This window comes from Winogradskyella sp. PC D3.3 (genome assembly GCF_054366245.1).
Window position 1 is genome coordinate 3,422,034 of record NZ_CM135962.1, and the last position, 16,604, is coordinate 3,438,637.

At 33.1% G+C, this 16,604-nt stretch carries 21 protein-coding genes; 13 read left to right on the forward strand and 8 right to left on the reverse strand.

What is annotated here, in order from left to right:
• Positions 1-54: 54 nt before the first annotated feature.
• Positions 55-996, forward strand: a complete 942-nt coding sequence (locus ACXGSQ_RS15075; protein ID WP_458626977.1) for a hypothetical protein — start codon at positions 55-57, stop codon at positions 994-996.
• Here the strand turns inward: ACXGSQ_RS15075 and ACXGSQ_RS15080 are convergent.
• Positions 993-1,550 carry a Smr/MutS family protein gene (locus tag ACXGSQ_RS15080; protein ID WP_458626978.1) on the reverse strand — a complete coding sequence of 186 codons (558 nt, stop codon included), beginning with the start codon at positions 1,548-1,550 and terminating at the stop codon, positions 993-995. The genes ACXGSQ_RS15075 and ACXGSQ_RS15080 overlap by 4 nt on opposite strands.
• Entirely contained in the window at positions 1,540-1,752 is a 213-nt protein-coding gene (locus tag ACXGSQ_RS15085; RefSeq protein WP_458626979.1) for a hypothetical protein, read from the reverse strand. Before ACXGSQ_RS15085 ends, ACXGSQ_RS15080 begins: the two co-directional genes overlap by 11 nt.
• 89 nt (positions 1,753-1,841) lie before the next feature.
• Here ACXGSQ_RS15085 and ACXGSQ_RS15090 point away from each other — a divergent pair, with 89 nt between their 5' ends.
• Both ACXGSQ_RS15090 and ACXGSQ_RS15095 read left to right on the forward strand, forming a co-directional pair.
• A complete protein-coding gene (locus ACXGSQ_RS15090) occupies positions 1,842-2,144 on the forward strand; it encodes a DUF2752 domain-containing protein (RefSeq protein WP_458626980.1) in 303 nt (100 codons plus the stop codon).
• Positions 2,145-2,157: 13 nt separating this feature from the next.
• Entirely contained in the window at positions 2,158-2,490 is a 333-nt protein-coding gene (locus tag ACXGSQ_RS15095; RefSeq protein WP_458626981.1) for a CCC motif membrane protein, read from the forward strand.
• A 77-nt stretch (positions 2,491-2,567) separates the two neighbouring features.
• On the opposite strand, the gene rocD is transcribed toward ACXGSQ_RS15095, so the two are convergent.
• On the reverse strand, positions 2,568-3,812 hold the full coding sequence (gene rocD, locus ACXGSQ_RS15100; RefSeq protein ID WP_458626982.1) for an ornithine--oxo-acid transaminase: 1,245 nt from the start codon (positions 3,810-3,812) through the stop codon (positions 2,568-2,570).
• Positions 3,813-4,106: 294 nt separating this feature from the next.
• Between rocD and rlmD the strand changes: the two genes are divergently transcribed.
• From rlmD to ACXGSQ_RS15120, 4 genes are all read left to right on the forward strand, one after another.
• Positions 4,107-5,561 (forward strand): 23S rRNA (uracil(1939)-C(5))-methyltransferase RlmD, encoded by a 1,455-nt coding sequence (rlmD, locus tag ACXGSQ_RS15105; RefSeq protein WP_458626983.1) that lies wholly within the window; start codon positions 4,107-4,109, stop codon positions 5,559-5,561.
• On the forward strand, positions 5,562-6,131 hold the full coding sequence (locus ACXGSQ_RS15110) for a DUF6452 family protein (RefSeq protein WP_458626984.1): 570 nt from the start codon (positions 5,562-5,564) through the stop codon (positions 6,129-6,131). It begins immediately after the preceding gene.
• The gene (locus tag ACXGSQ_RS15115) at positions 6,097-6,855 is read left to right on the forward strand and encodes a DUF6048 family protein (RefSeq protein WP_458626985.1); all 759 of its coding nucleotides are present in this window, start codon (positions 6,097-6,099) and stop codon (positions 6,853-6,855) included. The genes ACXGSQ_RS15110 and ACXGSQ_RS15115 overlap by 35 nt, the downstream gene beginning before the upstream one ends.
• A gap of 121 nt (positions 6,856-6,976) precedes the next feature.
• Positions 6,977-7,510: a DinB family protein gene (locus ACXGSQ_RS15120; protein ID WP_458626986.1), complete on the forward strand. Its 534-nt coding sequence runs from the start codon at positions 6,977-6,979 to the stop codon at positions 7,508-7,510.
• 75 nt (positions 7,511-7,585) lie between these two features.
• Here the strand turns inward: ACXGSQ_RS15120 and ACXGSQ_RS15125 are convergent, their stop codons facing one another.
• The 3 genes from ACXGSQ_RS15125 to ACXGSQ_RS15135 form a co-directional block, all read right to left on the reverse strand.
• Positions 7,586-8,530: a phosphoribosylaminoimidazolesuccinocarboxamide synthase gene (locus ACXGSQ_RS15125; RefSeq protein ID WP_458626987.1), complete on the reverse strand. Its 945-nt coding sequence runs from the start codon at positions 8,528-8,530 to the stop codon at positions 7,586-7,588.
• 121 nt (positions 8,531-8,651) lie between these two features.
• On the reverse strand, positions 8,652-9,167 hold the full coding sequence (locus tag ACXGSQ_RS15130; RefSeq protein ID WP_458626988.1) for a hypothetical protein: 516 nt from the start codon (positions 9,165-9,167) through the stop codon (positions 8,652-8,654).
• A 132-nt stretch (positions 9,168-9,299) separates the two neighbouring features.
• Positions 9,300-10,253 (reverse strand): PhoH family protein, encoded by a 954-nt coding sequence (locus tag ACXGSQ_RS15135; protein WP_458626989.1) that lies wholly within the window; start codon positions 10,251-10,253, stop codon positions 9,300-9,302.
• Positions 10,254-10,374: 121 nt separating this feature from the next.
• Here ACXGSQ_RS15135 and ACXGSQ_RS15140 point away from each other — a divergent pair, with 121 nt between their 5' ends.
• From ACXGSQ_RS15140 to dnaN, 6 genes are all read left to right on the forward strand, one after another.
• Positions 10,375-11,211, forward strand: coding sequence for an SAM hydrolase/SAM-dependent halogenase family protein (locus ACXGSQ_RS15140; RefSeq protein WP_458626990.1), 837 nt, complete (start codon positions 10,375-10,377; stop codon positions 11,209-11,211).
• A 3-nt stretch (positions 11,212-11,214) separates the two neighbouring features.
• Entirely contained in the window at positions 11,215-11,511 is a 297-nt protein-coding gene (locus ACXGSQ_RS15145; RefSeq protein ID WP_458626991.1) for a putative quinol monooxygenase, read from the forward strand.
• 148 nt (positions 11,512-11,659) lie between these two features.
• Entirely contained in the window at positions 11,660-12,382 is a 723-nt protein-coding gene (gene gldF, locus ACXGSQ_RS15150; protein WP_458629370.1) for a gliding motility-associated ABC transporter permease subunit GldF, read from the forward strand.
• A 1-nt stretch (position 12,383) separates the two neighbouring features.
• Positions 12,384-12,881: a hypothetical protein gene (locus tag ACXGSQ_RS15155; RefSeq protein WP_458626992.1), complete on the forward strand. Its 498-nt coding sequence runs from the start codon at positions 12,384-12,386 to the stop codon at positions 12,879-12,881.
• A complete protein-coding gene (gene gldG, locus ACXGSQ_RS15160) occupies positions 12,868-14,538 on the forward strand; it encodes a gliding motility-associated ABC transporter substrate-binding protein GldG (RefSeq protein ID WP_458626993.1) in 1,671 nt (556 codons plus the stop codon). The genes ACXGSQ_RS15155 and gldG overlap by 14 nt, the downstream gene beginning before the upstream one ends.
• Before the next feature lie 222 nt (positions 14,539-14,760).
• Positions 14,761-15,879 (forward strand): DNA polymerase III subunit beta, encoded by a 1,119-nt coding sequence (dnaN, locus tag ACXGSQ_RS15165; RefSeq protein ID WP_458626994.1) that lies wholly within the window; start codon positions 14,761-14,763, stop codon positions 15,877-15,879.
• A 79-nt stretch (positions 15,880-15,958) separates the two neighbouring features.
• On the opposite strand, the gene ACXGSQ_RS15170 is transcribed toward dnaN, so the two are convergent.
• Together ACXGSQ_RS15170 and ACXGSQ_RS15175 are read right to left on the reverse strand one after the other, a co-directional pair.
• On the reverse strand, positions 15,959-16,240 hold the full coding sequence (locus ACXGSQ_RS15170; RefSeq protein ID WP_458626995.1) for a DUF4870 domain-containing protein: 282 nt from the start codon (positions 16,238-16,240) through the stop codon (positions 15,959-15,961).
• A 145-nt stretch (positions 16,241-16,385) separates the two neighbouring features.
• A complete protein-coding gene (locus ACXGSQ_RS15175; protein ID WP_458626996.1) occupies positions 16,386-16,595 on the reverse strand; it encodes a YgaP family membrane protein in 210 nt (69 codons plus the stop codon).
• Positions 16,596-16,604 lie beyond the last annotated feature (9 nt).

Below are 16,604 nucleotides of genomic sequence, written 5' to 3' on the forward strand. Positions count from 1 at the left end.
GTAAATAAAATTATTTAGATAATGGAGTGTTATAATTTTACAAATCCGTTATTTTTGTTAAAAATTGAATCTATGATCCGTCGTTTTTTTATACTATGTTGTTTTGCGTTTTTAACCACCTGCGATGATGGTGATATCTTAACAGTAGACTTAGAGTTTGATGAAGAATTAGCATACTGTGATAATTTTGAAGACTATCATTTAGTCTATGACACACGAGATGATCCTAATGAAGCGCTTATTTTAATATTCCCAAAGTCTACCACTAATGATGCGCTATTTACATCAGCTACCACAGTAGACGTACCTACAGAATTAACGATTAACGAAGAAACAATTCGTTTCATATATAGAACCTACAATAGAGAATTAAGTGCTAGTGATATTTGTGCTGTAGTCCCGCCTTATAATTTAACCATACGAGAAGACTATGAAGCGGGTTCTGGAACTGTGGAAGTAATCTCTACCTTTGTAGATGATGATAATGATGGCGTTCCGAGTATTTTTGAATACGGTCCAGGCGGTATAGACAACCCTCAAGATACAGACGGAGATGGTATACCAGATTATCTCGATATCGATGATGATGGCGATAATGTATTAACAAAAAATGAACTTGACGAATTAGATGAAGACGGAGATGGTGATCCTTTAACGAATCCTTTAGATACAGATGGAGACGGTATACCAAATTATTTAGACCCTGATGACGATGGCGACGGAATTCCAACACGTTTAGAAGACGCTAATGGAGAAAATGGTCCTGGTGATGATCGTATAGCTGTTAATGGGGTTTTAGTACTACTTTATCTAAATCCGTTGGAAGACACCCCCTATGACTTTGAAGATTATGATGCTTTTGAGAATAAATATACAAGAACTGTTACAACCAACTTTATAGTTAAAGACACCGATTTAACGATTTTCAGAGCTACAGAAATTAACCTTGGTACATTAACCACGGTTATAGAAGACTTTGATCCTGAAGACGATTAAGGTTCAATATTTTGTAAAATTCTAACCTCTGTGGCCCCAAAACCATAAGTTTTATAATCGGCATCGTAAAATTGCACATTATTATAGCGACTAAACAACGTTTCTAACTCTTGTCGCAATACGCCTTCTCCTACTCCATGTATAAATACAACTTTAGGAATACGTTTTCGCATGGCAAATTCCAATTGACCTCTAGCCGTGTCTAATTGAAGATTAAGCATATCATAATTAGACATCCCTCTCGACGATTTTGTGAGATGATGAATATGCAGATCCACTTCAAATTTTGGAGCGTGACGTTCTTTTGGTTTAACTGTAGGTTCTGACTTTCGTTTTTTGGATGCTTTCTCTTTTTTTACAGCTTCGAAATCGGTATTGTAAACAGCATTCTCTAAACTATGACCCGAAGCCATTAACATAAGTTCACGAGCTTCAAATGTAATATCAAAGCCATCAGTATCTTCAACAGTAATAGTGTCTCCTGAAATTTTTGTTATAATTCCAGAAATAGCATCATCAATAGTTTCAACAGTATCGCCAACTTTAAACTTCATCTTCTCTTTCTGTTTTTATAAAAGATTCTTCTTTATCAAATTTGCTCGGTATATTTCTAGACGTTCTATAAATACCAAAAACCAATAATACAATACCACCCATTAAGATATAGGTGTTTTGTTCTTGTTGTGCTTGTGCATAAATAGCGACAACACCACCGACAACGATGCAAATAAAATTTATACTTCTTGAGATATTCATAACTATCAAATTATTATTCGCAAAAGTAAGGTTTAGAAAAATATTTACAGCAATAACAATAGTTTTTAGCAAATTGTTAATTTAGCAAAATGTTAATACTCGTAAAAGGACTTGATGATTATATGTTACCATGCTTATGGAAACAAACGTTTAATATCGATTGTATGGGTTGTGGTATGCAACGCTCTATTTCATTAATTTTAAGTGGAGATTTTGTTGGAGCTTTCTATATGTATCCTGCAATTTATTCGCTTATTGTCCTATTTTCTTTTTTAGTATTGCATCTTAAATTTCAATTTAAAAACGGTCATAGAATAATTTTTGGGCTTTTTTTATTAAATATTAGTATTATTGTAATAAGTTTTATCATAAAAACCTTTTTAACCAACTAAAACAACTAACACAATGGAGAAACAACAAATACCAAATGGTACCTTAGTCCTAATCATGGGAATCTTATCAATTATTGGCTGCTGTTGTTACGGTTTACCTGGATTAATTTTCGGAATCGTAGCAATTATTCTTGGTGGTAAAGCCACAAAAGTATACATGGAAGCACCTGAAAGTTATTCAGGTTTTGGAAATGTTAAAGCAGGTCGAATAATGGGAATTATTGGTGTCGTTTTAAGTATCTTAATGGTAGCTTATATACTATGGATTATTTCTTATTTTGGATGGGAAACTTTACAAAATCAAGAATTAATGCAAGAGAAAATGCAAGAAATGATGGGACAATAGTCTTATCTACAAAACATAAAAAAGCGATTTTCAATTAAGAAAATCGCTTTTTTTTTATGCTTATTATCTCGTAATTTCTAAACTTCAAACTCTTTTAAAGTCTTAGTAATAATAGACACACAATCTAATAATTGTTCTCTCGTCATTACTAAAGGTGGAGCAAAACGAATAATATTACCATGTGTTGGTTTTGCTAACAAACCGTTATCTCTTAATTTTAAACAAATATTCCAAGCGGTATCGCTGTCTTCATCATCGTTTATTAAAATAGCATTTAATAAGCCTTTACCTCTTACTGAATTTACAATAGAACTTGTTTCAATAAATTTAGATAATTCACTTCTAAATAAGTCTCCTAATTCTTGAGCATTGTTTGCTAAATTTTCATCCTTAACAACTTCTAAAGCTGCAATAGCCACTGCCGCAGCAATTGGATTTCCTCCAAACGTACTTCCGTGATTTCCTGGCTTTATAACATTCATAATGTTATCATTTGCCAAAACAGCAGACACAGGATATGCACCACCTGATAAGGCTTTTCCTAAGATTAGAATATCTGGCTTAACGTTTTCATGGTCTACAGCTAACATCTTTCCTGTTCTAGCAATACCTGTTTGTACTTCGTCTGCAATAAATAAAACATTATGAGCTTCACATATCGCTTTTGCTTTTGCTAAATACCCTTCACTTGGCACATAAACTCCAGCTTCACCTTGAATTGGTTCTACTAAAAAGCCAGCAACATTAGGATTATTTTTTAACGTATCTTCTAAAGCTTCTAAATTGTTGTACTCAATTTTTATAAAACCATTCGTATAAGGTCCAAAGTTTTTACGTGCTATAGGATCGTTACTAAACGAAATGATTGTTGTTGTTCTTCCGTGGAAGTTGTTTTCACATACAACAATCTCAGCTTCATTTTCATCAATTCCTTTAACTTCATAAGCCCATTTTCTACAAAGTTTTAAAGCTGTTTCTACAGCTTCGGCACCTGTATTCATGGGTAAAAGCTTATCGAAATTAAATGTTTCGGAAGCATATTTTTCATACTTACCTAACATGTCATTATAAAATGCTCTTGATGTTAAGCTTAGTGTTTGTGCTTGCTTAGTCATAGCAGCAACAATTTTAGGATGGCAATGCCCTTGGTTAACGGCAGAGTAAGCAGACAAAAAATCGTAATATTGTTTGCCTTCTACATCCCAAACATATACACCTTCTCCTCTACTTAATACTACTGGTAGTGGATGGTAATTGTGCGCACCATATTTGTTTTCTAAATCTATCGCTTCTTGCGATGTTAATTGGTCTATAACAGCCATTTTAAAAATAATTTAATAAATGAATAAAATATCCATTCCTTATCTACCTTTATCCTTTCGATGTGTCCGAAAATTCAGCGTGGGAAAGAAATCATCCCTTAGAGGTCTGCAATTTACAAAGAATCTTATATGAAATAATACCTACTCTGTTTTTTTTGAAGATAAAGACTATAAAATTCTAAAAATGATTACACTTGGTTTAAAAATTTTTAATTTAATCTCTATTATACAGACCACATTCCTTCTAACTATTTATAAAATAAGAATATCTTTGCACTCAAATTATTATAAGAAATGCCAAAGAGAGAACGGAATAAATTTGTAAAGCGTGGACAAATCATTGAGATTTTAATTGAAGACTACGCTTTTGGCGGCAAAGGTATTGGTCGTATTAGAAATGAACATGGAGAATTTGTTGTTTTTGTTCCTAATACATTACCTGGTCAATTGGTAAAAGGACAGGTAAAAAAGACCAGTAAAAAGTACGCCGAATGCAAACTTTTTGAAGTCTTGAAACCATCGGAAGATGAAATAGACATGCCTTACCAAAGCATTCCTGGTGCTCCTTATATTAATTTACCTATTGAAAAGCAGCACGACTATAAAAAGCAAAGCACCTTAGAGTTATTTAAGCGCATTGGTAAAGTTGCTGATATTGAAGCTAAGTTTGACGAATTTGTAAGCTCTCCAAACACATTTCATTATAGAAATAAAATGGAATATGGTTTTTCTGCTATTGGTTATAATCACGACTTAAAAACCGATGTCGATGAATTTACCTTAGGCTTTAAAAAACGTGGTACATGGTGGTGTGGTGATGATCTAAAAAAAGATTCTGGTTTATTTGATGCTGAATTTGAAAACCGCTTAAAAGACATCAAAGCCTATTGCGTTAAAACCGGATTAGCCCCTTGGCATCCTCCAAAACGAGAAGGCTTTTTTAGGTATTTTGTCGTTAGAAAATCGTTTAAAACCAATCAATTACTTTTTAATTTAGTTACAACCTCTTACGATTTACCAGAGTTTGATTTAGATAAATTCGCGAATTATTTAGTCGAATTATTTGGCGATCGTGTTGCTGGTTTATTACATACCATTAACGACGAAACTGGAGATCGAACAATTGCTACAACCGGAAGTATTTCTCTAGTGTATGGCGACGATAAAATTGTTGAAGAATTATTAGGCTTAAATTTTGAAATCAGCATGAAAAGCTTTTTTCAAACCAATCCTAAATGTGCTGAAAAGTTATATTCTAAAGTGGTCGATTATGCTTTAGAAAACAAAGATGCTATTGATAATACGGTGGTCTTAGATTTATTCTGTGGCACAGGAACCATTGGTCAAATTATAGCAAACCAATCTGATAACGCTAAAATTGTTGGAGTTGATATTGTGGCTGCTGCTATTGAAGATGCTAAAGAAAATGCCAAACGAAATAATATTGAAGGTTTAAAATTCTTTGCTGCCGATGTTGGTAAATTTTTAACAGAACATCCTGAATATACTAATAAAATTAGAACGATTATTCTAGATCCTGCGAGAGCCGGAATTGCACCAAAAACTCTTAAAAAAATAATAAACCTAAATGCAGAACGTTTGGTTTATGTATCTTGTAATCCAGCAACACAAGCCAGAGACACAGAACAATTAATGGAGTCGGGTTACACCATTAAAAAATTAAGTTTGGTCGATCAGTTTCCGCATACAGCGCATATTGAAACGGTTGTGTTATTTGAGAAAAAGTAAATGAAAAACTTAAAATTTTTAGTCTTATTTATAGCCATAGCACTTGTCAATTGCGAACGCGACGATATTTGCCCTGCCTCTACACAAACCACACCTCGATTAATAGTACAATTCTATGATGCCTCAGAGACTGATGAATTATTAGATGTTACCCGAATTACGGTTTATGGTGAGGGAGTATTAGATGATGACGGCAACCCAATAAGTGATCCTACTGTATCTTCGGATGCCACGTTGCTCTTCAACGAAATTGCAAATTCAGTAGAATTACCACTAATAGTTGGAGCCGAACAAGAACTTATAACAACACGCTTTATCTTAGAAAAAGACACCGATCTTAGGCTCGATGATGATCCTTTGACAAATTCAAATATCGATATTATAGAAATCTCTTATAATACTGAATTTGTTTACGTGTCTAGAGCTTGCGGTTACAAAAGTAATTTTAAGAACATAGGAGTTGCAAGATTAACAGATGATAATCAATGGATTACCAATATCGAAATCGAAGAAACCACACAAGCAAGTATAGAAAATGAAAACACAACTCATGTACGCATCTATCACTAGAAGCGTAATCATATTGCTGTTGTTTTCGACAATGGCTTTTGCGCAAGAAAAGAAAAAAACAGTAAACGATACCTTAGTATACAAGCAAAAGTATGGCCTTAGACTTGGTGCTGATATAAGTAAACTGGCAAGAACGTTTCTTGATGATGACTATTCTGGTTTTGAAATTATGGGTGATTATCGTTTAACCAAACGTATTTATATTGCTGGTGAAATTGGAAACGAAGAACGTATTCTTGAAAATGAGGTGTTAAACAATACCACAAAAGGTAGTTATTTTAAAGCTGGATTGGATATGAATTTCTATCAAAACTGGCTGGATATGGAAAATCTGATTTATGCCGGAATTCGAATTGGTGCAAGTACGTTTAGTCAAAAACTAAATAACTATACCGTATATGATGTGAACAACCAATACTGGGGAGATCGTTTTACGGTGGAAGAAGGACAAGAATTTAGTGGCTTAACGGCGCTTTGGACAGAATTACAAATTGGATTAAAGGCGGAACTCTTTAATAACTTCTATGCAGGATTCAATGTACAACTAAAAGTCTTGCTTTCAGAAAAAGAAATCGATAATTACGAAAACCTTTATGTTCCTGGCTATAATAGAACTTATGATAGTAGCCGATTTGGTGGAGGTTTTGGATTTAATTTATCTTATTTAGTACCCATTTTTAAGAAAGATAAAATCATAATTCAAGAGAAAGAAGCTGAAGATTAAAATTTAAAAATCGCAATGCCACTTTCGTTTTCAAAAGCGACTAAACTCTTAAGTCTTATTAAAAATAAGTTGTGTTTCTATTAAAATTAATTCTTATCTTCTCTTTATAAAATTTTTTCAAATGCATAAAGATGATATTGCAGATTTAATCGACGCCAAGCATTCTGAATTAATTATTTGGTTACAAAACCAAACAGATGAATCTTGGACACTTGGACCAGAAGGAAAATGGACAACAGGTCAGCAAGTACTACATTTACTACAAAGCATTATTCCATTAAACAATGCTTTAAGTATGCCAAAATTTTTATTGCGTTTTAAATATGGTAAAGCCAATAGGCCTATTAGATCTTATGATACTATTGTAAAACGCTATAACGAACGCTTAAAAAATGCCAAAGGCAAAACGTTTAAAGGATCTCAAAATATGAAAATCCCTAAACCTTCAGACAAACAGTACCTTTTAAATAGGCTACAAACAGAAGCTAAAAAACTACAATATAAAACTAGACGCATTAGCGATGAAAATTTAGATACTGTTGTGTTACCACATCCATTAATGGGAAAAATGCCGGTTAGAGAGATTGTTATGTGGACTGCCTATCATGTTGAGCAACATACTCATACACTAAAAACACATTATAATTTTAAATAACAACACACAACTAATCAAAAAACAACCATCATATAGCGGCAAAACGCTTAGCCTTATTTTGCAATCACTAAGGTTTTAACTCAAATAGTTTAAAACGTTAGTTTCTATTCTATTTTGAATATCACTAAGATCTCCTTTTATAAAGGTATCACCTGTAATCTTTTCATATAATTCAATATAACGTTCACTGACAGATTGAATATAAGCATCACTCATTTCAGGAACAGTTTGTCCTTCTAAACCTTGGAAATCGTTTGCAATTAACCATTGTCTCACAAATTCTTTAGACAATTGCTTCTGTGCTTCACCTTTATCTTGACGCTCTTGATAACCATCTGCATAGAAATAACGTGAAGAATCTGGTGTATGAATTTCATCTATCAGTACAATTTTTCCGTCTTTAGTTTTTCCAAATTCGTATTTGGTATCCACTAAAATTAATCCACGATTTGCAGCAATTTCTGTTCCGCGTTGAAATAATTTTCGCGTATAATCTTCAAGAACAATATAATCCGCTTCAGAAACAATGCCTTTTTTCAAAATATCTTCTCTAGAGATATCCTCATCATGGTCACCCATTTCAGCTTTTGTTGCAGGTGTAATAATCGCTTCAGGAAATTTATCATTTTCCTTCATGCCTTCTGGCATTTCAACTCCGCATAACATTCGCTTTCCTGCTTTATATTCTCTAGCGGCATGGCCAGACATATAACCACGAATAACCATTTCAACCTTAAAAGGCTCACATAAATGACCAACAGCCACATTCGGATCTGGTGTAGCCACCAACCAATTAGGCACTAAATCTTCAGTCTCCTTCATCATTTTAGTCGCAATCTGATTTAAGATTTGGCCTTTGTAAGGAATCCCTTTAGGCATCACCACGTCAAAAGCACTAAGACGATCTGTGGCAACCATCACCAATTGCTCATCATTAATATTATAGACTTCTCTTACTTTGCCTTTATAAACACTTTTCTGATTTGGAAAGTTGAAATTGGTATCTACTATGGTGTTCATTTAATCATCATTTAGTTGTGAACTACAAATGTAATTTCTTTACTTGGGTGAAACAATAAACTCCATAAAAAAAGGAGAAACAAACTTTCTCCTCTTTAATTTAACTTTTATGTGGTTTATCTTATTTCAACCTAATATTATAAGTTGCTCCAATCCCTATAGACTGTATATCGATATCATTCTCTGCAAAAGTGTTTTGGTAGTATGCGTAAAAATTCCAATCGCGATTATGGTAACCTATTTGTGGATTAATATAGAGTCCACCCTCATTGTCGTCTACGCCAGTTAAAAAACCATAACCTAAATCGGTGCCAAAGAACAGGCCATCAGGCGTAAAATAATAACGAATAAATCCTGCAAGTGGAACGATACCAAAATCATCATTCTCATCTTTTCCAAAATAATTAGTGTAACCAGAAGCTAAACCAATTCCTAAGTTAGGGTTAAACAGGTATTGTCCTCTCAAATCTAAACCTAAAGTAAACGATGAGACATCATCGGCATCACCTACTGGTATGCCTGCTGTTAAACCTACCTTAAGCCAAGAATTATCGGCATTCAAATCGATGTCTTCTTCTTGAGCAAATAAAGGACTTAATCCTAATGATATTCCGATAATTAAAAATACTTTCTTCATGTTGTTATAAGTTTTAGTTATATCGGCAAATTTATACAGCATTGCGTCTAAAATATTTATATGATTTCGCTTTAATCTTATATAATTTAAAACCCAAAACACCTACAACACTGAACTAAACCATTTTAAACACTATTCTCTATTTTCAATACTTTTATAAGCGGCAATCACTTTCTTAACAAGCTTATGACGAATGACATCTTTTTCATCTAAATATATCATACCAATCCCTTCCACGTTTTGCAATACTAAAAGGGCTTCTTTCAATCCGGAAATCGTACGACGTGGTAAATCTACTTGTCCAGGATCACCTGTAAGTAAAAACTTGGCGTTCTTGCCCATTCTGGTTAAGAACATTTTCATTTGGGCATGCGTGGTGTTCTGACCTTCATCTAAAATCACAAAAGCATTATCTAGAGTTCGCCCTCTCATAAAGGCTAAAGGTGCAATTTGTATGACTCCTTTTTCTACATAGCTTTCTAATTTTTCATGTGGAATCATATCGCGCAACGCATCATATAATGGTTGCATATACGGATCTAATTTTTCCTTTAAATCACCAGGTAAAAACCCTAAGTTTTCACCTGCTTCAACCGCAGGACGCGTTAAAATAATACGTTTAACTTCCCTATTCTTTAAGGCTTGTACAGCTAATGCTACACCTGTATAGGTTTTTCCTGTTCCTGCAGGACCAATTGCAAAAACCATATCATTATTCCGCATACTCTCTACCAACTTACGCTGATTTGCGGTTTGCGCTTTAATAAGTTTTCCTCCGACTCCATGCACCAAGACTTCATCACTTTTAGCAGAGGTGGAATAATCATCACTACTTTGGCTTGTTAGTACCCGCTCTATCACATTTTCATCAAGCTTATTATACTTGCCAAAATGCTTCATCAACATGGTCATTCTGCGATCAAACTCATCAAGTAATTCTTCATCACCATAGGCCTTCAATTTGTTGCCTCTAGCGACTATTTTAAGTTTAGGGAAGTACTTTTTTAGAAGTTCAATATTAGCATTTTGCGCTCCGAAGAATTCCTTTGGAGATATTTCTTCGAGTTCTAGGATAAGTTCATTCAAAAGCGAGCTACATTTAGTGTGTTAATATGTTTTCTTTTATTAATTTTGTAATTCTGTTGTATACACACAAATCTAATAATTTTACAACCATAATCCTTAAAAAAATTTCAATAATATATCCATGGCGATAATCACTTTAACGACTGATTTTGGAGAGAAAGACCACTTTGTAGGAGCCATAAAAGGATCTATTTATAGCGAGCTTGAGCAGATTAATATTGTAGATATATCACATTCTATTTCGCCTTTTAACATTTCTGAAGCGGCATATATTATACAAAACGCCTACAGTAGTTTTCCAAAAGGAACGATTCACATGATTGGAATTGATTCTGAATTAAGCCCTGAAAACAAACATATTGCAGTTAAATTAAACGATCATTACTTTATATGTGCCAATAACGGTATTATGAGTATGATTTGTTCTGAAATTTCACCAGAAAAAATTGTTGAGATTAACATCCATGACAGAGTTGAAACTAGTTTCCCTGTTTTAGACATTTTTGTAAAAGTTGCCTGCCATATTGCAAGAGGAGGAACTTTAGATGTCATCGGAAAAGCTATTAACACCATAAAACCTATTAAAAATTTGATTCCGTTTGTAAACGACGAACACAATCAAATCATTGGTAGTGTTATTTATATTGATAATTACGGCAATGTTGTTACCAACATAAAACGCAAGTTTTTTGAATCGATTCAACAAGGAAGAGCATACGAAGTATCCGCAAGAAGCCATAAATTTAAAACCATATTTAATAAGTATAGCGACATTTTAAATGATGACGATGATGAGTTTAAACGAAATGTTGAAGGTAAAGGCATGGTGGTGTTTAATTCATCAAACTATATTGAAATCGCAGTTTATAAAAGTAATAATAGTACCGTTGGTAGCGCCTCTACTTTAATGGGTTTGAAAACCATGGATACTGTAACCGTTAACTTCATAAATCCATAAGCTTTGTTAGTAAGAATTGTAAAAATGAGTTTTGAACCGTCTAAGATCGAAGATTTCTTGGCTAACTTTGAAACAGTTAAAGAAAAGATTCGAAATTTTGAAGGCTGTAATTTTTTAGAGTTATATCGCGATAAGAACAACAGTAATATTTTTTTCACCTATAGTTATTGGACTTCAGAAGACGATTTAAATAATTACAGGCATTCGGATTTATTTAAAGAGGTTTGGGCAAATACCAAACCCAAATTTAATGCTAAACCCGAAGCTTGGAGTGTCGATAAATTAGTGAGTTTAGATTAATAAATTATAAGTCCTAAATTTGAAACTCAAATAAAACTATTATGTTGCGGACGAAGGACAAGACAATCTATTCATTAAAATTATAAATAAACAACGTACCACGTTTTGCTAAAAGCTTAACGTGCAACAACCGAACGAACAAGATTATATGTTAGCAATATTAAAAAAAGAAATCAATACCTTTTTTGCCTCACCAATAGGTTATCTAGTTATTGGTGTATTTCTATTATTAAACGGCTTATTTCTGTGGGTATTTAAAGGTGAATTCAATATTTTAGATAATGGGTTAGCTAGTTTATCTTCATTCTTTCTATTGGCACCATGGATTCTTATTTTTTTGGTACCTGCAGTAACCATGCGTAGTTTTAGTGATGAAAAGAAACAAGGCACTTTAGAATTGTTGGTAACGAAACCGATATCACATTTTCAGATTGTATTAGGTAAATACCTTGGTGCCTTTGCACTTATCTTAATGGCTCTAATTCCGACCTTATTATATGTTTACACCGTTTCTCAATTAGGAAATCCTGAAGGCAATCTCGATATGGGAAGTACTGTTGGATCCTATTTTGGATTACTATTTCTCGTTGGTGCTTATACCGCAATTGGTGTTTTTGCATCTACCCTTTCTGATAATCAAATTGTCGCTTTTATTATTGCTGTTTTTATCTGCTTCTTTTTCTATTTTGGATTTGAAGGCCTTTCCAATTACAATGTTATTGATGGCCTCGTTTATATAGAAAACCTAGGGATGGCGGCACATTACAACAGTATGAGTCGTGGTGTCATAGACACAAGAGATTTAGTCTATTTTATAAGTATTTCCTTTGCCTTTTTATTATTCACAACACTGAGAATTCAAAAACAATAGTATGATTGTCACTCCCTTATTAGTAATATTCTTGCTCATTGTATTTGTGCTTCTGTTTTTGTTTTTAAACACGGTTGACAAGCGCAAATGGCTTACCGGATTAATCAGTTTAGTACTAACACCATTGGTATTTTTCTTTATGTTCTATCCGTTTCTTAATATCGTAAGCAATTATCACCATCAAAAATATTTTGATAGCGAAGCTTGGATAGAAAAACCTGCCTTACGTTACGAAATGATTGATAACACTATAGCATCTGATACGTTGATTGGCGTGTCAAAAGATGAAGTGACAATACTTTTAGGCAAAGCCGAATGGTTAACATGGGATGATGCAAAAAAAGCACACGATACTAACAAATGGAACTACGCACTTGGTATAGAACCTGGTGCATTTACAGATAAAAGAGAATGTGTAGAAATTACGTTTAAAGATGATAAAGTCATCGCTCTAAAACCCTATCAAAAAGAAATAACATTTGGGAATGAAAACAAATAAATCTATACTATATATTGTCGTTATTATTGTTGGATTGGTTATCGTTAATATGATTTCGAGTTCCGTATATCAGCGTTTCGACTTAACAAAAGACCATCGTTATACGCTTTCTGATGTTTCAAAAGACTTGATTAGCGACCTAGATTCTCCTTTAATAATTGATGTGTTTTTAGAAGGGGACTTTCCTTCAGAGTTCAGATTACTTCAAACTGAAGTGAAACAAATTATAGATGAATTTCAACTTGAAACAAAACAGATTTTTGTCAATTACATTAATCCTATTGAAGATGAAACTACACGTCAACGTAACATTGAAGAGTTAACAAAATCCGGATTAGAACCTTATATCAACACCGATAATAGTACAGGCCAAGTAAAACAAGATATTATTTTCCCATGGGCTTTTGCAAGCTACAAAGGTAAAACGGTAAAAATTTCACTTTTAAAGCGGAGCATCACACAAGGCTTGCAAGAACAAATTAATAATTCGGTACAAGCTTTAGAATACGCCTTTGCCGACGGTTTTAGTAAATTGGTAAATGCAAAAACTAAAAAAATAGCCATTTTAAAAGGTAATGGAGAATTAGACGATTTATACATCGCTGACTTTCTAAAAACGGTAAAACCATATTATAATCTAGCGCAATTTACTTTAGATAGCGTCGCCACCAATCCACAAGGCACCTTAGATAAGCTTAAAGATTACGATTTAATTATTGCTGCAAAACCAAGTATTCCTTTTACAGAAAAGGAAAAGTTAGTTTTAGACCAATACACCATGAATGGAGGTAAAAGTCTATGGCTTACAGAGTCTGTTATTATGGATAAAGACAGTTTGTATAATGAAGCAGGTACTGGTGTTTCCATTATGCGTGATTTACAATTGAATGATTTTTTCTTTAAATACGGAGTAAGAGTCAACCCATCTTTAGTCAAAGACCTCTACTCTGCTCCAATTATGTTATCGATTGGAGAAGGTAGTCAAGCGCAAATGCAACCCATACAATGGCAATATTCTCCTTTAGCAGCATCAAACCCTAATCATTCGATTACTAAGAATTTAAACTTAGTGAAATTTGATTTTGCGAGTCCGATTGATACCTTAAAAAACAGTGTTAAAAAATCAATCTTACTACAAAGCTCCCCAAAATCAAAACTCGAAGGAGCTCCAAGCACAATTTCGTTAGCTAATGTTACTAAGGCGCCAGATGAAGCGAGTTACAGTTTAGGTCCACAAAATTTAGCTGTGCTTTTAGAAGGTGAATTTTCTTCGGTTTATGACCAACGTATATTACCTTTTAAGGTTAAGAATTTTAAATCTAAAAGTCCTGCGACAAAAATGATTGTAATTTCGGATGGAGACCTTATTAGAAATGATGTTATAAGAAACAGACCTCAAGAATTAGGCTTTGATCAACTCACAGGAAAATCATTTGGAAATAAAGAATTTCTGCTTAATTCGGTAAATTACCTATTGGATGATTCTGGACTTATAAACATAAGATCTAAAGAAATAAATGTGGCTTTTTTAGATGCTGATAAAATTAAAGATAATAAATCGACATGGCAATTTATTAATATTGCTTTGCCACTCATACTTTTAGGCCTCTTTGGCTTTATATTTAACTATTTAAGAAAACGCAAATACGCCTCTTAAATTGCGTTCATTTTTACTATTGATTTTAGCCCCAAAGGCCATAATTTGTTAATAAGTTTGTTTTAAAAAACCCTTCTATTAAGATATATTTGTAATACCGATTAAAAGTATAAAACACATCTATTCAGCATAAAACATCATAACCTTATGAGGTCGGATTTTATCTTAAATTTTCATTAAGGTGTTCTTTGTGTCGAATAAAAAACAATTAAGATATAACACATGAAATTCATTGTTTCAAGTACCTATTTATTAAAGCAACTTCAAGTATTAGGAGGGGTTATTAATAACAGTAATACACTACCTATTTTAGATAATTTCTTATTTGAACTAAGCCTATCAAAATTAACGATTTCGGCGAGTGATTTAGAAACGACAATGTCTGCAACGATTGATGTTGAGAGTGATTCTGAAGGTAGCATTGCATTACCAGCAAGATTATTATTAGACACCTTAAAGACCTTTCCGGAACAACCTTTAACCTTTGTTGTTGAAGAAAATAATACGGTAGAAATTAGCTCTAATCATGGTAAATATGCTTTAGCTTATGCTGATGGTGCAGAATTTCCAAATGCAGTTTCTATTGAAGATGCTAGTACAACAACCATTATGGGAGACATCTTAGCAACAGCGATTAGCAAAACAATTTTTGCTGCTGGTAATGATGACTTAAGACCTGTAATGAGCGGTGTGTTCTTTCAGTTTTCTCAAGATAATTTAACCTTTGTAGCTACTGATGCGCACAAATTGGTAAAATATACTAGAAACGATGTTAGTGCAACGGAAACTGCAGAATTCATTATGCCAAAGAAACCTTTAAATCTTTTAAAAGGTATTTTAGCAGGAAGTGATGATGATGTCTTAGTAGAATACAACGAATCTAATGCCAAGTTTACTTTTGAAAACTCAGTATTAATTTGTCGTTTAATTGATGGAAAATATCCAAATTATGAAGCGGTAATTCCTAAAGAAAATCCAAATAAATTAGTAATTGATAGAACACAATTTTTAAATTCTGTACGTCGTGTTAGTATTTTCTCTAACAAAACAACTCACCAAATTCGTTTAAAAATTGCTGGTGCAGAATTAAATATTTCTGCTGAAGATATTGATTATTCAAACAAAGCAGAAGAGCGTTTAAGTTGTGATTATCAAGGAGATGATATGCAAATAGGTTTTAACTCGCGCTTCTTAACCGAAATGATTAATAATCTAGGATCTGATAATGTTCAACTCGAAATGAGCTTACCAAACCGAGCTGGTATTTTAACACCAATTGATGGTTTAGATGAAGGAGAACATGTAACAATGCTTGTAATGCCTGTAATGCTAAACAATTAAGATTTTTTTGCTAATTAATTCAATAAAAAAAGGCTCACCAAGTATTAGGTGAGCCTTTTCTATTCCATTACTTTAATGATTAACTAATAAAATTAAAAGACAATGGATAGCTAGGTAATTCTCCATTACCAGCCTTTATAGCGTTTATTATTGGCATTACAAATGCCAAAATTGCAACTAATATTAAAGTTAAGATTCCTAATCCAACAACGAAGATTAACGGAATACTAATTATAGAATAGATGAGCATGCTTAACTGAAAATTCACTATAGATTTTCCATGAGCATCCATGCCATCAACTTGTTCTTTCTGTGTAGCCCAAATAATTAATGGTGCTAAAAGTCCACCGAAACCTGTCACATACGTTAGTAATTATGACAAATGCGTAATGACTAATAATTGATTGTCTGTGCGTTTAAGCGTGTGATAATTTGATTCCATGATTAATGATTTTACAGTAATAGGACGCAAACTGAATTAATTTGTTACACTACATTATACAAAATTAACAAGACGAGCAACTTCCCCCCTCTTTCTTTACGCCTAACTTTACTAAAATAGTTTCTAACAAACACCACTTTGTAAAGGCCGATTGAATTAAATTCACACCAATAAATACCGTAAACCACATCCAATTAGGACTTACGTATACAGAAAGCACCACACTTAATAATATCATGACACCAACGATGACTCTAAAATATGTATTTAACATTTTAATTAA